At 35.9% G+C, this 17,047-nt stretch carries 18 protein-coding genes; 12 read left to right on the top strand and 6 right to left on the bottom strand.

Annotated elements, in window-relative coordinates:
• Window positions 1-133: 133 nt before the first annotated feature.
• The 4 genes from JI723_RS00690 to JI723_RS00675 are packed head-to-tail and all read right to left on the bottom strand — an operon-like array spanning window position 134 to window position 3,637.
• Window positions 134-1,057, bottom strand: a complete 924-nt coding sequence (locus JI723_RS00690; RefSeq protein ID WP_070925870.1) for a 3-hydroxyacyl-CoA dehydrogenase family protein — start codon at window positions 1,055-1,057, stop codon at window positions 134-136.
• Window positions 1,044-2,252 (bottom strand): acetyl-CoA C-acetyltransferase, encoded by a 1,209-nt coding sequence (locus JI723_RS00685; RefSeq protein WP_272580613.1) that lies wholly within the window; start codon window positions 2,250-2,252, stop codon window positions 1,044-1,046. Before JI723_RS00685 ends, JI723_RS00690 begins: the two co-directional genes overlap by 14 nt.
• A 15-nt stretch (window positions 2,253-2,267) precedes the next feature.
• Entirely contained in the window at window positions 2,268-2,924 is a 657-nt protein-coding gene (locus tag JI723_RS00680) for a 3-oxoacid CoA-transferase subunit B (RefSeq protein WP_070925866.1), read from the bottom strand.
• A gap of 2 nt (window positions 2,925-2,926) precedes the next feature.
• On the bottom strand, window positions 2,927-3,637 hold the full coding sequence (locus JI723_RS00675; RefSeq protein ID WP_070925864.1) for a CoA transferase subunit A: 711 nt from the start codon (window positions 3,635-3,637) through the stop codon (window positions 2,927-2,929).
• 142 nt (window positions 3,638-3,779) lie between these two features.
• On the opposite strand from JI723_RS00675, the gene JI723_RS00670 reads away from it, so the two are divergent.
• From JI723_RS00670 to JI723_RS19865, 11 genes are all read left to right on the top strand, one after another.
• A complete protein-coding gene (locus JI723_RS00670; RefSeq protein ID WP_070925862.1) occupies window positions 3,780-4,694 on the top strand; it encodes a LysR family transcriptional regulator in 915 nt (304 codons plus the stop codon).
• A 974-nt stretch (window positions 4,695-5,668) separates the two neighbouring features.
• On the top strand, window positions 5,669-5,944 hold the full coding sequence (locus JI723_RS00665; RefSeq protein WP_070925860.1) for a helix-turn-helix domain-containing protein: 276 nt from the start codon (window positions 5,669-5,671) through the stop codon (window positions 5,942-5,944).
• A gap of 200 nt (window positions 5,945-6,144) precedes the next feature.
• Entirely contained in the window at window positions 6,145-6,687 is a 543-nt protein-coding gene (locus JI723_RS00660) for a fimbrial protein (protein WP_140182970.1), read from the top strand.
• Window positions 6,688-6,871: 184 nt separating this feature from the next.
• Window positions 6,872-7,414 (top strand): fimbrial protein, encoded by a 543-nt coding sequence (locus JI723_RS00655; protein WP_070925856.1) that lies wholly within the window; start codon window positions 6,872-6,874, stop codon window positions 7,412-7,414.
• Between the two features lie 17 nt (window positions 7,415-7,431).
• Complete coding sequence (locus JI723_RS00650; protein WP_272580614.1) at window positions 7,432-9,903, top strand: fimbria/pilus outer membrane usher protein; 2,472 nt, start codon at window positions 7,432-7,434, stop codon at window positions 9,901-9,903.
• 8 nt (window positions 9,904-9,911) lie between these two features.
• Window positions 9,912-10,622: a fimbrial biogenesis chaperone gene (locus tag JI723_RS00645; protein ID WP_070925854.1), complete on the top strand. Its 711-nt coding sequence runs from the start codon at window positions 9,912-9,914 to the stop codon at window positions 10,620-10,622.
• A 23-nt stretch (window positions 10,623-10,645) separates the two neighbouring features.
• The gene (locus tag JI723_RS00640; protein WP_337979710.1) at window positions 10,646-11,056 is read left to right on the top strand and encodes a hypothetical protein; all 411 of its coding nucleotides are present in this window, start codon (window positions 10,646-10,648) and stop codon (window positions 11,054-11,056) included.
• Window positions 11,049-11,549: a fimbrial protein gene (locus JI723_RS00635; RefSeq protein ID WP_070925850.1), complete on the top strand. Its 501-nt coding sequence runs from the start codon at window positions 11,049-11,051 to the stop codon at window positions 11,547-11,549. The genes JI723_RS00640 and JI723_RS00635 overlap by 8 nt, the downstream gene beginning before the upstream one ends.
• A 14-nt stretch (window positions 11,550-11,563) precedes the next feature.
• Window positions 11,564-12,094 (top strand): fimbrial protein, encoded by a 531-nt coding sequence (locus JI723_RS00630; protein ID WP_233445735.1) that lies wholly within the window; start codon window positions 11,564-11,566, stop codon window positions 12,092-12,094.
• Window positions 12,095-12,109: 15 nt separating this feature from the next.
• Window positions 12,110-13,135 (top strand): PapG chaperone-binding domain-containing protein, encoded by a 1,026-nt coding sequence (locus JI723_RS00625; protein WP_283126555.1) that lies wholly within the window; start codon window positions 12,110-12,112, stop codon window positions 13,133-13,135.
• A 287-nt stretch (window positions 13,136-13,422) separates the two neighbouring features.
• On the top strand, window positions 13,423-13,617 hold the full coding sequence (locus JI723_RS19865) for an IS1 family transposase (RefSeq protein ID WP_140182972.1): 195 nt from the start codon (window positions 13,423-13,425) through the stop codon (window positions 13,615-13,617).
• Window positions 13,618-14,031: 414 nt separating this feature from the next.
• On the opposite strand, the gene JI723_RS00620 is transcribed toward JI723_RS19865, so the two are convergent.
• Window positions 14,032-14,535, bottom strand: a complete 504-nt coding sequence (locus JI723_RS00620; RefSeq protein ID WP_140182979.1) for a DUF2938 domain-containing protein — start codon at window positions 14,533-14,535, stop codon at window positions 14,032-14,034.
• Between the two features lie 677 nt (window positions 14,536-15,212).
• Here JI723_RS00620 and JI723_RS00615 point away from each other — a divergent pair.
• Complete coding sequence (locus tag JI723_RS00615) at window positions 15,213-16,082, top strand: DMT family transporter (protein WP_337979709.1); 870 nt, start codon at window positions 15,213-15,215, stop codon at window positions 16,080-16,082.
• 6 nt (window positions 16,083-16,088) lie between these two features.
• Here JI723_RS00615 and JI723_RS00610 read toward each other — a convergent pair whose 3' ends face one another.
• Entirely contained in the window at window positions 16,089-16,952 is an 864-nt protein-coding gene (locus JI723_RS00610; RefSeq protein ID WP_070925844.1) for a LysR family transcriptional regulator, read from the bottom strand.
• Window positions 16,953-17,047: the final 95 nt, after the last annotated feature.

The following is a 17,047-nucleotide window of genomic DNA, read 5'->3' as shown; positions in this document are numbered from 1 at the left end:
GTTTTCTTATTATACCTACTCGTCATATTTCAAGTGGTGGCACGCGGCACTGAGATAGAATAAATACACTCATGCAAGCCACCGACTAACTGCATCTCGAATTATTTAGAGTACATAGAAAGTTAAAGAGAAATTATGGCGTTAAGCCAAAACGTAACTGATGCTCTCTGCGTTTTTGAATATCGTTTTTTCGTGGCTCGTCCCAGCGATAGAAACCTTGCCCACTACGTAAACCGGTATGCCCAGACTGAATTTTTTCATTCACCAACGACATCATTTCGTTACCCGAAGCCAGTTCGGGCAACAAATGACGACAAATATCTAATACCGTTGTTAGCCCTGTCATATCGGCAGCTTCAAGTGGACCTACCATCGCATAGCGCCGTCCTAATGACGCTCTCATCACACGATCAACAGTTTCTACGCTCGCGATGCCACTATGAACGATATGCAATGCTTCTCGTAGTAAAGCAAACTGTAAGCGGTTACCCACAAAACCTGGTGCCGCGCGTTCTAACACAACAGCTTCTAATTGCATTGCCACTAGCAGTTGTTGAAGGGCACTAAGATACTCAGGCTTAGTCACTGAACTAGGCACAATTTCCACTAAAGGAATGAAATGAGGAGGATTCCAAAAATGTGCGATGAGCAAACGTTCTGGATGATTGAGATCTGCCGCAAGATCATCAGGCAGTAAACCACTAGTATTGCTAGCAATAATCGCATCTGCTGAAATATATTGTTCCAGCTGCGCATACAACGCATGTTTTAACTCTAACCTTTCAGGGATTGCTTCAATGACTAAACTCGATGAGGCAATATCTTTTAAACGAGTCGTTCCATATAATCGCTGAATAACTTGCTGCTTATCATTTGGTGAGAACAGCTCCGTGGCAATTAATTCATCAAGAATAGTACTAGCAACGACTTTCGCTTCCACAATTCTTGCTTCATCCGTGTCGTACAACCAAATAGGATGACCATGTCTTGCAAAATGGACAGCAATACCAACTCCCATCAACCCAGCACCAATGACACTCATATTAATATGTTGCATGATTGGCTCCTTGTAGTCGTTCTACCGCTAATGCAATACCTTGACCTCCCCCTATACACAGTGTCGCCAGCCCTTTTTCAACATTACGCCGCGCCATTTCATGAATTAACGTCACCAAAATACGGCAGCCTGATGCACCTATAGGATGACCCAAGGCAATAGCCCCGCCATTAACATTAACTTTTTTACTGTCCCACCCTAATGTTTCACCAACAGCGAGAGCTTGAGCTGCAAAAGCCTCATTCGCTTCAATCAGATCTAACTGATCGATTGACCATCCCGTTTTGGCTAAGCAACGTTGGACCGCATCAACAGGGCCAAGCCCCATAATAGCTGGTTCAATCCCTGCAACAGCATAGCTAACAATCCGTGCCAAGACGGGTAAACCAAGGCTTTTCGCTTTCGCTTCACTCATGAGCATCACCGCGGCAGCGCCATCATTAATAGAAGAGGCATTACCTGCGGTCACCGAACCCTCAACAGGACGAAATACCGGAGAGAGCTGTGCCAATTTTTCAGCCTGAATATTGGGCCTTGGTTGTTCATCAGTATCAACAACTCGTGGAGGTTTTGCTTTTTGAGGAATATGGACAGGGGTGATTTCCTCAGTAAAGCGGCCCATTTGCATTGCGGTTATTGCTTTTTTCTGTGAGTTCAACGCAAATTGGTCTTGCTGTTCACGGGTAATTGTATATTTATCAGCAAGGTTTTCAGCCGTAACGCCCATATGATAATCGTTGAAGGCATCCCATAAACCATCGTGTATTAAGCTATCTTTTATTGTGTGATGACCAAGTCGTAACCCAGAACGCGCTCCATCAAGGTAATAAGGTGCCTTACTCATACTTTCTTGGCCGCCAGCAATAATGATCTCTGCATCACCACAACGAATTGCTTGAGCCGCTTGCTTCACCGCTTCCAGACCTGAGCCACAGACTAAATTGATAGTAACAGCGGGGGTCTTCACTGACAGTCCTGCTTTTAACGCCGCTTGTCTAGCTGGGTTTTGCCCACATCCTGTGGTTAATACTTGACCAAATATGACTTCATCAACATCGTTCTTAGCAATCGCGGTTTTATCTAATAATGAACGAATAACGATAGCGCCAAGCTCAACAGCTGAAAGGGACGACAGTGCACCTTGAAAAGCGCCAATAGGCGTGCGTGTTGCCGCAACAATAACAACATTTTGCATTTGTCTTCTCCTTTACTAAACGAATTTCATTTCAGGTACGTGATCTGGAATAATGAGCTTTCCTGCCGTTTTGCGAGCTATTTCATCAATACTTACCCCTGGTGCTCGTTCACGCAAAATAAAGGCCCCGTCGGCAATATCAAGCAAAGCTAAGTCAGTAAGAACGCGTTGAATACAAGCAGCTCCGGTGAGTGGCAGAGTACAAGCAGGAAGTAATTTAGATTTTCCATCTTTCGCCGTATGGGTCATCACAACAATGATATTTTCAGCACCAGCCACCAAATCCATTGCGCCTCCCATACCTTTAACGATTTTCCCCGGTACCATCCACGAGGCAATATTGCCACTAGTATCAACTTCAAATGCCCCTAATACGGTTAAATCAACATGACCACCTCGGATCATGGCAAAAGAGAGCGCTGAATCGAAAATCGCGGCACCTTTACGTGCGGTAATGGTCTGTTTCCCTGCATTAATCATGTCGGGATCCAATTGTTCTATGGTTGGGAAGGCGCCAATACCAAGTAAGCCGTTTTCAGATTGCAGCATCACATCAATACCATCAGGGATATAGTTAGCAACGAGTGTTGGAATACCTATGCCTAAATTGACGTAATAACCATCTTGCAATTCGCGAGCTATACGCATTGCCATCTGTTCACGTGTTAGCATGTTTAGACTCCCCCTTCATGACGTAATGTTTGCTGTTCAATACGTTTTTCAAATTGCCCTTGAATTAGACGATCAACAAAAATACCGGGAGTGTGGATCATGGCCGGATCCAATTCACCAGGAGCCACGATCTCTTCAACTTCAACGACCGTAATACGTCCAGCCGCTGCCATGAGAGGGTTAAAATTTTGTGCCGTATTACGATAAATCACATTGCCATACCAATCCGCTTTCCACCCTTTTACAAGTGCAAAATCTCCGGTAATTGCTTTTTCCATAATATATTGGCGACCATCAAACTCACGGATCTCTTTTCCTTCAGCAACTGGCGTACCATAGCCAGTTGCTGTGAAAAAAGCGGGAATACCGGCACCACCAGCACGTAATTGTTCTGCTAGTGTTCCTTGCGGGGTCAGTATTGCTTCAAGTTCACCATTAAGAACCTGCTGCTCAAATAAATCGTTTTCACCTACATAAGAAGCAATGATTTTACGTATTTGATATGTTTCCAGCAGAACACCTAGGCCAAATCCATCAACACCACAATTATTAGATACAACTGTGAGCTCTTTCACCCCACGGCGGCGAACTTCGGCAATCAAATTTTCAGGAATACCGCATAACCCAAAACCGCCAGCTAACACCACCATATTGTCAGTTAAACCATCAAGTGCTTCTTGATATGTAGTCACACGCTTATCAAGCCCAGCCATATATCGACTCCTTCAGTTGTCTTTACGGACATCATTAATGACCAAAAATGATTTGTTAATTTTAAATTTGTGACCGATTCATTTGTTTTTCTTATTAAATAAATGTTAACTAAATGTATTCATAGGGTTACTGAGATTATTCATGAAGATGACTATCAAACAGCTACGCGCATTTTCAGCGGTAGCTCACACTTTGAATTTTGCCCATGCAAGTGAACGCTTAAATATGTCACAGCCAGCATTGAGCCTGACAATTAAAGGATTAGAAGAAACATTAGGTGGGCCATTATTACTGAGAACGACACGTAAAGTGATGCTAACACCGGAAGGTGAAACTTTACTGAAAGCATCACGCCAACTACTTTCTGATTGGGATAACGCAGAAGAAATGATGCGTCAGCACTTCACTCTACAGCGTGGTAAAGTTTCTATCGCCGCCATGCCGTCATTTGCTATTAACGTACTCCCCCCGATACTTAAAACGTTTCGCATGTGCTACCCAGGCATAAATATTACCGTTCATGATGTGATTAATGAGCAAGTGATAGAAATGGTTCATGAAGGGCGCGTCGAGATAGGTATCGTTTTTGAGCCTGACTATTCTGAACAAGTTAACTTTACCCCACTCGGCCTAGAGCGTTTTATTGCGATAGTTCCACCTGATTGTCACTTGGCAAATCGTGATCATGTTTCATGGCGTGAATTACTCAATCTAGAATTTATTACTTTACAGTCGCCATCTTCAGTACGTTTAATGATAGAAGAAGAACTCAAACAACATGGTCTACCATTACGCGTTTCATTCGAAAGTCATCAATTAGTTACAGTTGGGAAACTTGTTGCGAATGGCCTAGGGGTTAGCGCAGTACCGGCACTATGCCGTACACAAATGAGCGCACTAGGCGCTGTTTGTCTTGAGTTGAGCCAGCCTGTCGTTGAACGCCGTGTAGGATTGTTATATTCCGCCCATAATCAATTTTCAAGTGCAGCCCAAGCTTTGGTGAATACGTTGAAAAATAGTTATAACCAACAACACCCCGACACACATATACTCTAAATAATTCGAGGCGCAGCTGGGCGACAAGTGAACGAAACGCTAGGCGCATAGAAAACGATGTGACTGGTGTGAGTGAACGTAGTCACAACGCTACAACTTGAAGTATGACGAGTATAGATAAAAAATAATATAATTAACCATCAATACATACCAATATCGCGAGTGCCTCTAAATTAATATTCTAAATAAAGAATAGTAATATTAATTCCTACTGATAACGTTCAAAAAACACCCATCATTACAGCTATCTCCTACAACACTTTATTTAATTTAATATCATCAATACTATTAACTGAAAAATAAATGGCTATGTACCTTAGAAAAGCTTATCGAATAACTCACATATAATTTGTGTCGTCTAACTATTTATTAACTATTACAATGAGGTTCGAACACATTGATATAATAGGCGGTTAGTGCCAAACAAGGCGAAATCATTATTATCCCCTTCCATTTCTTATACATTAGTTCCCATTACTACACATAGTAATCTCTTTAATTCATAGCTCATGATTAAAACCACCCTATCTACATTTAATCTTATAATTAAAATCAGATTCTGGTTATAGTTTCATATTGTCATCACTTTTAAGAGTGGTAACATCATCAAGAAACAAAATACATTAAATTACATCAATATGTAACAGTATGTTTTTATTTGAAACTAACATTATAATTAAAGCTAATAATTTTCTATTATAATAAAAAGCAACGACATATCATCAGCATTTCAAAAATCAATGTATAATCATGGTGTTATATTTTTTAGATAGTAGTTAAAACCCCATGTTAATCCATAATATCGATCAATAAACCAATGTTGATAGATAATAACTATCAAACATAGCTAATCGATCGATATAAACATCTTTAAATGAGTAAAAATAAGCGTTAGATTGAACTCACTTTAAATGAGTAAGAAATATAAATTAGCTATCTTGATTAGAATAAATTAATTAATGAGGCGTGTTATTATGGTTAATTCAAACAAGGACTTTTTTATAAAAAATTTAAATTTAGAAATCGGTGGATTTATAAGAAAAGTTAGAGTTGAAAATGGATTAACAGGAGCTCAATTAGGTAAGTTAGTCGGTGTAAGCCAACAACAAATATCACGATATGAAAGAGGCTCAAATGAAATTTCACTATCATATTTTATATTTATCTTATCGATGATGGATGTTCAGTTCTCAGATTTTGCTTCATACTCATCATTTTTTAACGAAACTAATAGTATTGTTATGATATAGATTTAATTATTAAAAAAAACTTCCACTAAATACAACGAAAAGATGCAACTATACATTTAACTTATTCCTGTATAAGAAAGAAATTTATATCATTAAAACTCTTTCTTATACAGATATAGTTATCTGTGTTAGGTAATAAAATAATGTTAATTTTATTCACATAAACATTAAAACATTAATTAAGAGATTAGGAATATAGTATGAAATTGAATAAATATATGTCTGTATTGGCAGCTGCAATGCTAACAACTTCATTTGCTTCACTTGCAGATACTAACGTTGGTACTGTTACTTTTAAAGGTGAAGTTCGCGATACACCTTGTAACTTAGATGCTGGTCAAGGTGGTACTGCAACAGTTGTTGATTTTGGACAACTATCATTAAGCCAATTAAATGATGGTGATTCAAAATATAAAAATTTCGATTTGAATCTGAAAGGCTGTAGCTTAACTTCTATTGATAATAGCGATCCACAGAACCCAGTAACAGTAACTAAAACAGCAACAATTACTTTTGATGGCGTTAGCAAAATTGCAGGACAAAACCTTTTAGCAACTACTGGTAGCGCAGCAAACGTTGCAGTAGGTATTAAAGATATTACTTTTGGTACCCCTGCTAATTTAAACCTGCGCGATGGTGATAACACATTAACCTACTCTGCTTTCGTTAAAAAAGCAGGTGCTGCCGCTGTAACAGCGGGTGATTTCACAACTATTTCTACTTTCGAAATCGCATACCAGTAAGTTATATATACTCTAAATAATTCGAGATGCAGCTAGGCGATAAGCGAAGATAGACAGAGAGCATAGATGAACTATGTGACTCGGCGTGCATAGCGCAGTCAACAACCCTGCATCTTGAAGTATGACGAGTATATGCTCCTTTACATAATCGTGAAGGAGCATATTATCTAAAAAGAATATTATTATGAAAAACTTGTTGATTATTGCCATTCTTTTTTATCATATTTTTAATATGCAAGCATTTTCAGCAGTGAATTGGGGAGAGGCAACCGTTAAAGGTGAGATATTAGCTTCAGGATGTTCAATGCAATTAACAAGCAAAAACCAAATTATTGAATTTGGCGATTATCCATTAAGCCGAGCTGAAGAAAAAAAAATCACCAAACCTTTTAATATAATTTTAAAAAATTGTCAGCTATCAAATTCTTATTATGAGAATGAAAAATCACCTATAAGAGTCAAATTTTCAGGTTCAGTAACAAATAATTTTAATGGCTTTAAATTTAATAATGCAGATGGTTTGTCTATTTACATATTAAACGGGAAAGACGTTGTTAAGCCTAATGAGTATTACCCAATTTATGATTTAAAAAGAACTTCAGGTAAAACAAAATCGATCAATGAACAGCAATTGAATTTTTTATCTGAAATTGTTGTTGACGAGAGACTTAGGCCGCAAGTAGGAGAATTCTCGAGCATCATTACATTTGATATTGATTACTATTAATCTAATGAGTATTTACGATGTTATCAATAAAAGAAAAAATGACCATTTTGATGGTGTCGATGCTTTGTTTTAGCAAAGTATCCTATTCTGTAGAATTTAATACAGATATACTTGATAGCACAGATAAAGCTAATATTGATGTATCAAGGTTTAAAAATCCAAATTTTATTCTTCCTGGAACTTATTTTTTCAATATAATTATTAATAGTACTCAATTAACTCAATCTGCCGCTCCTATTAAAATTATAGGTAGTGATAATGATGACTCTGTCAGTAATGTCTGTATTGATAAGTCTTATGTTAATAGCCTAGGTCTTAAAGAAAAATATATCAGTGAACTAGCATTCTGGAATAATGGACAATGCATTGATTTCGTCAAGTTAAAAGGTGTTAGTATTACACCAAACTTACCCGATGGAACAGTAAACATAAATATACCTCAACTATATTTAGAATATATGGATGCGAACTGGTTGCCTAAAACTCTTTGGGATGAAGGCATTAGCGGGTTATTATTGGATTATAATGCTAACTATCAATATAGTGATAATGATAGCTTAAGAAACCAAATTGCGTCGATAAGTGGTTATCTTGGCGCTAATATGGGTGCTTGGCGCTTGCGTGGTGAATATTATGGTAATTACCAAAGGCAGGAGTCAAATGGTCAATCATCAACAATACGTAATTTGTTGCTTAATACTATTTATTTATATAGAAATATTAAAGCATTGGATGCCAAATTAGTTGTCGGTGAGAGCACTACACCATCACAAATATTAGAACCATTTAGATTTACTGGATTATCATTATTTACAAATGATTCAATGTTACCACCACGGCTAAGAGGATATGCGCCTGAAATTACAGGGATAGCTAAAACCAATTCTCGCGTGGTTGTCACTCAATTAGGCAGTGTATTATATGATGGCAATGTGCCTGCTGGCCCATTTAAAATTCAGTCATTAAATAGTGGTACTCGTGGTGAATTACATGTAAAAATTATTGAGCAGGATGGCTCTGAACAACAATTTATTGTTAACAGCTCTAATGTACCTTATTTAACTCGTCCAGGGACGACTCGATACAACGCCTCTATAGGCCAACCAATTAAACGAGATCATTCAGTCTATGGGGGTGTGTTTTTCTTCAGGGGAGAAGCTTCTCATGGCTTAAATAATAATTGGTCATTAAACGCGGCTTCCGACATCAGCCAAGGTTATCAGCAAGTTTCACTTGGTGTTGGCCGATTTATGAATCAATTTGGTGCGTTATCTGTAAATATTGCTCGTTCTTTTGCACAGCTAGACCATGATAGTCCATCGGGTAACTCATATAGTATTAATTACTCTAAAACTTTTGATGAGTATGACATGGATCTAACGTTTGCGGGATATCGTTTTACCGATAGAAAATATTATACGATGTCTCAGTATTTAGATCTAAGAAACGACAAAATTATTGATAATGAAAAGGAACGCTATCAAATAAGCCTTTCAAAACGTATAGGCGAATTTAATATCAATTTAAATTATCAATTACAACAATATTGGGATAGAGGGCAAACCCACCAATATGGGCTAAATGTAGGTAAGAGTATTAATATTCCTTATCTAAATTTACGAGGCGGGAGTATAACGCTATCAGCAAATAGAAATTATTATCAAAACAAATATGACGACCAAATTAGCTTGATGTTTTCAGTTCCATTTGGTAAGCAATTTTATACTTTTGATACAATGAAATATAATGATACCTATAATTCACGTATTTCAGTCTCTAATTTAACTGAAGATAATGATTACTATAATTTAAGCGCATCAACAAGCTACGGGAAAAATGCGAGAAAGCAAAGCACACTAGCGGGTATGTATGATTTATCAACTCGTTATGCATCTTTAAATAGTAATATTTCAGTCTCAGATAAAGGAGATTCTAGCTTTGGTATGGGACTTAATGGCGGTGTAACATTAACGCAGCATGGTATTGCTTTACATAGCTCATCATATTCATCTGCGGCTAGACTAATGATAGATACAAATAATGTTGCTGATGTACCATTAAATAACGGTACAACAGTCACAAACGGAATGGGGATAGGCGTTATTCCGAATATGACTAGCTACTACAAAAATAGCTATAATGTTGATATGAGCAAATTACCAGATAATATTGAATCATCGAATACAATATATGATATCGCATTAACAGAAGGTGCAATTGGATACCGAAAAATCAGTGCAGATAAAGGATTTAAATTATTTGCTACCATTAAAATGGCAGATAATTCAGGATCACCTCCATTCGGAGCTCAAGTACTAAATGAAAAAGGTAGAGAAGTCGGAATTATTAGCGACAATGGGCTAGTATGGCTAACCGCCGTTCAATCAGAAGAAAAGTTAAACATTAATTGGTCTAATAAAACTCAATGTAATACAACATTACCTGTTTTAGATAATATAAACCAAATTATTTTAATTTGTGAAAAGTAGAGCGTTTTATGAAAAATAAATTATTATTACTTCCATTATTATTTATCATGCACAACAGTATGGCAGCAGTGTCTCTTGATAGAACAAGAGCAATAGTAGAAGGTGATTCTAGTCCTGTTATTATTAATATCGAAAACCAGAGTGATACTTTACCGTACTTAGCTCAGGCTTGGATTGATGATCAAGATGGTAATAAAATTACTACCTCACCATTAATTGCAACCCCGTTAGTTCAACGATTAGAACCTAACATAAAAAGTATGATTAGAATTTCAACTACCGATGTATCTAAATTACCTAAAGATAGAGAATCTATTTATTACTTTAACTTAAGAGAAATACCGCCTAAAAGCGATAAACCAAACGTCATGCAAGTTGCATTACAGTCAAGAATTAAATTATTTTATCGTCCAGATGCTATTTTAGATAAGGCAAAAACAAATTGGGCATTAGATTTAGAGTTAAATATAGCTAATGATGGCTATGTGATTAAAAACACATCACCATTTTATTTAACCGTTATTGGATTGGCTGGAGATAAAAATAAGTCAGAAAATGGTGCATTTGATTCATTTATGATCGAGCCCTTTGGAAATCATAAAGTTAAAACCACTCACTTTCAAAAACCATACTTAACTTACATTAATGATTATGGTGGAAGGCCAACAGTTTCATTTAACTGTAACTCATCGGTATGTAAAGCTGATAAACAGCAATAGCTAGTTATAAAATTGAGGGTACAATGAAATATTTTTCTGTAGTATTTTTCTCACTTTTTATTCCATTATGTAGTTCGGCTAATCAATATGATGAAAATCATTATTTTCCATTACATGATGCAACGTCAGCAAATAAAATTGATGGCTTAAGTGGGAAACTTAATTTCAAAGTAAGGTTAATGTACTCTCCATGTGTTATTTTGGATGAACAATATAATGGGAATTTATTTTTCATTAAGTTAGAGCAATGTCTAGTAAATAATAAAAACATTAAAGTTCCTTTACAGGCTAAAGCAAAGTTGATCGAAAAAAACAACGAAATTATTACATCCTACGATATTAGCCATCGACTTTATTCAGGAAATAATATTGTTTACCTTCGAACTCCAAATATTAAAGGTAGCTCTGCTATCATGGAGCTAAGCTATGATTAAAGGTATAATTTTTGCATTATTTTTCGCCATAGTGCCAATGGCATTTTCAAGTGACTTACTGATTAATTTCAACGGAAACTTAGTTGATAAAAAATGTGAAATTAAACAATCAGATATAACTGTACAATTTATCCCTTACTCATTGGGATATATTGAGATTAGTGGTAATGTTTCAGATAAAAAACCATTAAGAATTGAATTTGAAAATTGTACACCCACCATGATGAACAAAATAATAAAGATTTCATTATATTCTGCAAACATATACAGCAAAAATGGAATTAGTTATTTAAGAACTCAAGGGGGAACAGGCTTGATTGTTGGCCTTGAAAATCTGAGTGGTGAATTAATCTCTTTTAATCAACCTCTTGAGGTTTCAGTCAGTTCTGAAAACACGGCAGAATTAATGCTAAATGCTTTTTTAACTAAAGGTGACTTTGCTAATCCTGGGACTGTACATGGAACTGCGAGCATAATGGTTAATTATAATTAATAAGAGGATATATAATGCGAATAAGGATTTTACTCTTGTTTTTATTATTCTTCTCTAAAATAGTCGTAGCAGCTGAATTTAATAGTGGCCGTGCTGATGTTAAAGTCAATATTACAGCAACTATTGTTGCACCAGTTTGTACTATTTTAGGTGAAAATAATGAATCACCATTGTTTGTTAATTTTGACAATGTCGATTTCTCTGAAGTTGAAAATGGAACTGCTTATAAGGATATTCAGCTAAAATACAACTGTATAGGCAGCTCAGTTCCAGCTAATAAAGTGATGAACTTATATTTATATCCAACCAAATATGGGATCTACTCCCAAGCTGGGAATAATGTATTGCGAACTTCAATGAATGGACTGGGTATATCTTTAACCAAAGGTAATACTAACCTTGATCTAAATAAGTGGATCGTTTTTGGTAATAACGACCTTCAAGGTTCATTTATACTCCGCGCCTCTCTGACTACTCCCGATAAATTACTCTTAACCGAGGGTAGCTTCGATAGCACTGTTGCTATCCTAATGAGTTATTTATAATTTGGATTATATTTTATGATAAAAACTGCTTTTTATTTATTACCTCTTTCACTGCTAGCTTTTTCAAATATTAGCTACGCAGGTGATCCTGATGACTGGACGGTTATGGGGTATAGTGGTACTCAATTTACGGCAAGTACAACTTGGACTGGCGCTAACTTTAATGGTGTCAATTTAACATTGAATGCTAAACTAAGTAGTTCGGGGGGTAAAATGACAGAATATGCGTGGGGGTCTCGTGCATGTCCTCCCTATGGGAACTCTCCTAATTCAACTAATATGCAATATGTGATCACGCCAAATACAGTCGATTATATTGATCCTATTACCAATGAAAAGTTTACTTTTAGAATTGTACTGCCTCAATCATTAGGTACAATTAGCGGATATCCAAACACACAATACGCACAAATTGGTCAAAGTTCAGGTAATGTTGGACGCGCAACCTGCTCATCCTCTCCTTATACGCCTCGCGCATTTAGTGGAGAGACTCCAGTTACATTAATTAGTAACACTAACTTACCAATCAGAGACACACCACATGTTATAAAAGTAAATACAACCTTATTTGGTGTTAGAAATCCTAATGTACCCTCTAAATGGCTAAGTTCTGTTGCACTTATTCAACCTAAAAACACAGCAATACTGACTTTTAATGTAAGAGTTATTAATACATGTAGAGTGGACAAGACCCAGCTAGATTTTAATTTTGGCTCTCTACCGCAATCGACAGCCGATGGCGCAAACCTAACAAAGAACGTAACAGTTAGCTGTACTTATCCCGGAAACATAAAAGTAACTTATCAACCATTAAAACCCATTGATAGCACTAACCCAACTCGCACAAGTTTAGACTTAGGTAACGTGTCATCTGGCTGGTACGGGGAATTAGCAATTGATGGTAGAAAACAATTAGTTACAACGCTTCAAGGTATTACTAATAAAACACTCGAGATCGGAATGACTTTAGGAAAAAATCGCGCTAATACATCCGTTGGTAATATTAGCGGTGGTGGCGTATTAGTCTTTGAATATATTTAAAACCCGCAAGAATCGTATTTATGGGCAATGGCATTGCTATTAAGAGTTGGATAAATAGCAGTGCCTCTATTAATACCCTATAATGGTTTTTGAGGTGGAGATAAATAGCTAACTGGATCTTAATTACTCATCAGCTAGGCCTATTCTTCTGTGCATCACAACGCATTTTTTTAGTTAATTAGTATTTATAATACGATAATTTGGCAGGCCAAGGATCTTGAATTTTATGGTAATATTTATGTAAAAGTAGAAGTACCTTAATATTGCACCATAACAAGAACACGCCAATGAAAAATCATGAGTTAGGTAGCATAGGACACCAACGTCATCGCTGCCAAGATTGCTGTCGTAGCTCACAATTAGATTATCAATATCATGCCTATCAATATGATACCAAAAATAGAATTACCAATCTTACAATAAATAATGCCAGTATTCGAGATATCGCTAGAGTGATTCATATCAGTATTAATACTGTTTAGTATAGATAAAGGTATACTGCGCTCCTACTTCAGTGATGTTATTTTAAGTTAGATCGATTGCGCAGATATCACAGCGTACAGTTTGCATTTAACCTATAAAAATAAAAACTATACCAAAATTACGACATTATTTGCAAAAGAACTCTATATACCATTTCGCTATCAGAGTAACTCACAAGAGTTTTGGAGTTGCCCAGCCGAATGCCTTTGAACTTTCCTATATGAAAAGTATCTATGCTCATTATCTGGCATTCACTGCCGGTAAATTATCACGTGATAGTATGATATTTGATATATTCCCCCAAAATTATAGGCAAAGCGTCTACTAATATTAAGCCGTTTTAATTAAGTACCAAGATTATTTTAGATAATAAAATCAAATGAATCATAAGACATTGATAATTTTCTAAAGATTCACAAAATATAAGCCAATAAAGGCTTTAATACTAACCCCGTGAGATAAAGGCCAAGGCCAAATATACTATGAGACAATAAACTCATTAACCGTGCCTTATTTGGATTAGGTACCCTACTGGCAGCAACACCTGCTCCCATCGCTGGCTGCATAATGAAATAAGGGGCAGCAACTGTAATTATACCAAAAAACAATGCAGGCCATAATACAGGCGATGTAAACCAAGTTTCGCCCAATAAAAAAACAAATATAAAAGCAAAAATAACACCGGTTGCGTAATGAACCCCCCAGCCTAATGCTTTTTCGACTGAGATCTTTTCCTTTTGAGCAATTGATGGACGGTGTATAAACTGCCCATCAAACATATACCCCACCCAGCGCCCTACTAGCGAAAAATTTAACGTCTGTTGGCCACATAGTTTGAGTATAAATGCCCACAAATCCATCACAATAGTTGCACCAACACCAAGTAAAAAAGTTAAAAATACTGTCGATAGAGTCATCATTGATTTCCTTTTTATATTAGGAGCACTAGCTAATTACAGCTGTGCAACATAGCTAGTATTAAACAAAACCAAATACGATGAGAGTGAAATAATGCTTTCACTCTTCCCCTGAAATAAAAAATCGAGGTTGACTTAAAGTCAGATTGACGATGTAACATTCATACCCTGACTTATCTAATAGCATGAATAAATTTTGGAAAAATAGGTTATAGTACAACTAAGTATATCTAGCAACTAACTTTATACATAAAATTCAAATTTATTTTCAGTTAAGCTTCAATAAAGACCTTATAGTAAATTGTGAAAAATTACCTCATCGAATTAGTTTTGTTATCAACGCTATCAGTTAATTTATGAGGTGTATAATAATATTTCTATTCAAGTAGATATATTAATTATGTTGTGTAACAAAATATAAAGGTAGAACGTGTGTAATTTAGAACCGCACAAAACCTAAGACTTTCGACCTATTGAATATATTGAAATATATGAACTTCATTAGATTAACACACCATGCCGAACATATTTTATTTCAATAGAATTATTTGATTTTCGAATAATTGAAAGCAAAACTATTCATTTTAGTAATATTGTTTTTTATTAGATACTACGTTTTATGATCCCCCGATTAAGAATTATGACCATCTAATAGTCCAAGAATTACATGAGGTTATATGAAAGAAAGTAAAATATATTCAATTTTAGCCACGACTCTTTTTGTCTTCTTATGGGGAAGCGCAGCCATATTCACTAAATTAGGAATAGATAATGCTTCCCCCTTAGTCTTACTGATATTTCGTTTTACTACAGCACTCTTTGTTTTGTTTTTCTTTTGTGCCTTCAAAAAACAATTCCTTCCTGAAAAAGGAAAAATTTTAGAATCTGCTATCATTGGATTAGTATTAATAGGGGGATATTCTGTCTGTTATTTTTTTTCAATGAGCCACGGCGTAACACCAGGTCTTATCGCAACGATTATGGGTACACAACCCATAATCGCTCTTTATATAACTGAACGCCCGTTATATGGGTATCGATTGCTTGGCTTAATATTCGCTTTATCTGGACTAATTCTATTAGTTTGGCAAAGTTTAATAAGCTCAGCATTACCTATTACAGGATTAATTTTTGCCTTATTAGCACTAATATTTATCACTGCAGGTACAATATATCAAAAAAAGATTAAACAAACTCCTTATCGAGTTTTACCACTCCAATATATCATTAGTATAATATTATGTGTTATCTTACTTCCTGTAGACAATTTCTATATTAATTTTAACATAGACTTACTTAGTGCTATTTTATTTTTGGGTATTTTTATCTCCGTTTTTGCCCAAATACTACTCTATTCTCTGTTAAACAGAGGTAATGTTGTTAATATTACAAGTTTATTCTATTTGGTTCCTATCGTTACAGTGTTACTAGATTACTTAATTTTTGGTAATCAACTTCCCAATTTTGGGGTTATCAGTATGATATTAATTATTATGGGGATTATTATCGTTTTCTATAAACCCAAACGACATGACAATATGCGATAATATTAATTACTTTGCTACTCGTAAGGTTTGGATAAGCAAATTATAGAGTGTATCAACAGCAGGTTCCCCTAATGATGCATGACTTCTAAAAGCTGCGACTTCCATTGGCTCTAATGGCCCTAATGAATGCGCACTGCCCAATATTTTTAAATCATTAGGGACACTACATTGAGTAAGTACGGCAATGGCTAAACCACTTTGCACAGCCGCAATTTGTCCCGCTAGGCTCGAACTGTTGTACACCACTTTATAACGGCGTCCTTGTAAAGATAATGCGTTTATAGCACTACGTTTTGCCAAACTTTTTTGCTCATATACTGCAATAGGTAGTGGATCTCGCTGCCAAATATCAAATTGGTTAGATCCGACCCATACCATTGGTTCATGAAATAATAATGTCCCCTGATTATTATTTTCCCTAGAAATTAAAGCGAGATCTAGTAATCCCTGTTCAATTTTAGGAATGAGAGATGTGGATTGTTCACAACTAAGCTCAATCTCAACAGAACCATGATTGACAGCAAATCGTTTTAGTACAGGTGTTAAATATTTTTCTGCATAATCATCTGGTACTCCCAAACGAATACGACCAACAAGTTTCCCGCCATGAAAAGCAGTTTGTATCTCATTATGTATGTCCAATATTCTTCGTGCATACCCTAATAACTTTTGCCCTTCGTAGGTTAGCTGATGCTGCCTAGGACTTCGTAGCAATAATTGGCATCCTAATGCCGATTCTAATTTTTTTAGCTGCATACTAACTGCTGATTGAGAGCGGTGAATTTCAAGTGCAGCGGCTGAAACTGACCCTGTATTAATGACAGCAACAAAGCATTTCAACCAATCCAGTTGTAAATCTGAATATTTCATTTTGCCCGCCATTCGATATTCAAATAATAATATTTTGTAATATTCATTTTCATAATACAAGTTGATAAAGCATAATTGTGATACTCCCTTTGAAT

It is taken from the genome of Providencia manganoxydans, from assembly GCF_016618195.1.
Taxonomy (GTDB): domain Bacteria; phylum Pseudomonadota; class Gammaproteobacteria; order Enterobacterales; family Enterobacteriaceae; genus Providencia; species Providencia manganoxydans.
The sequence above is the reverse complement of the archived record's forward strand: the minus strand, read 5'-3'. Positions and strand labels throughout refer to the sequence as shown.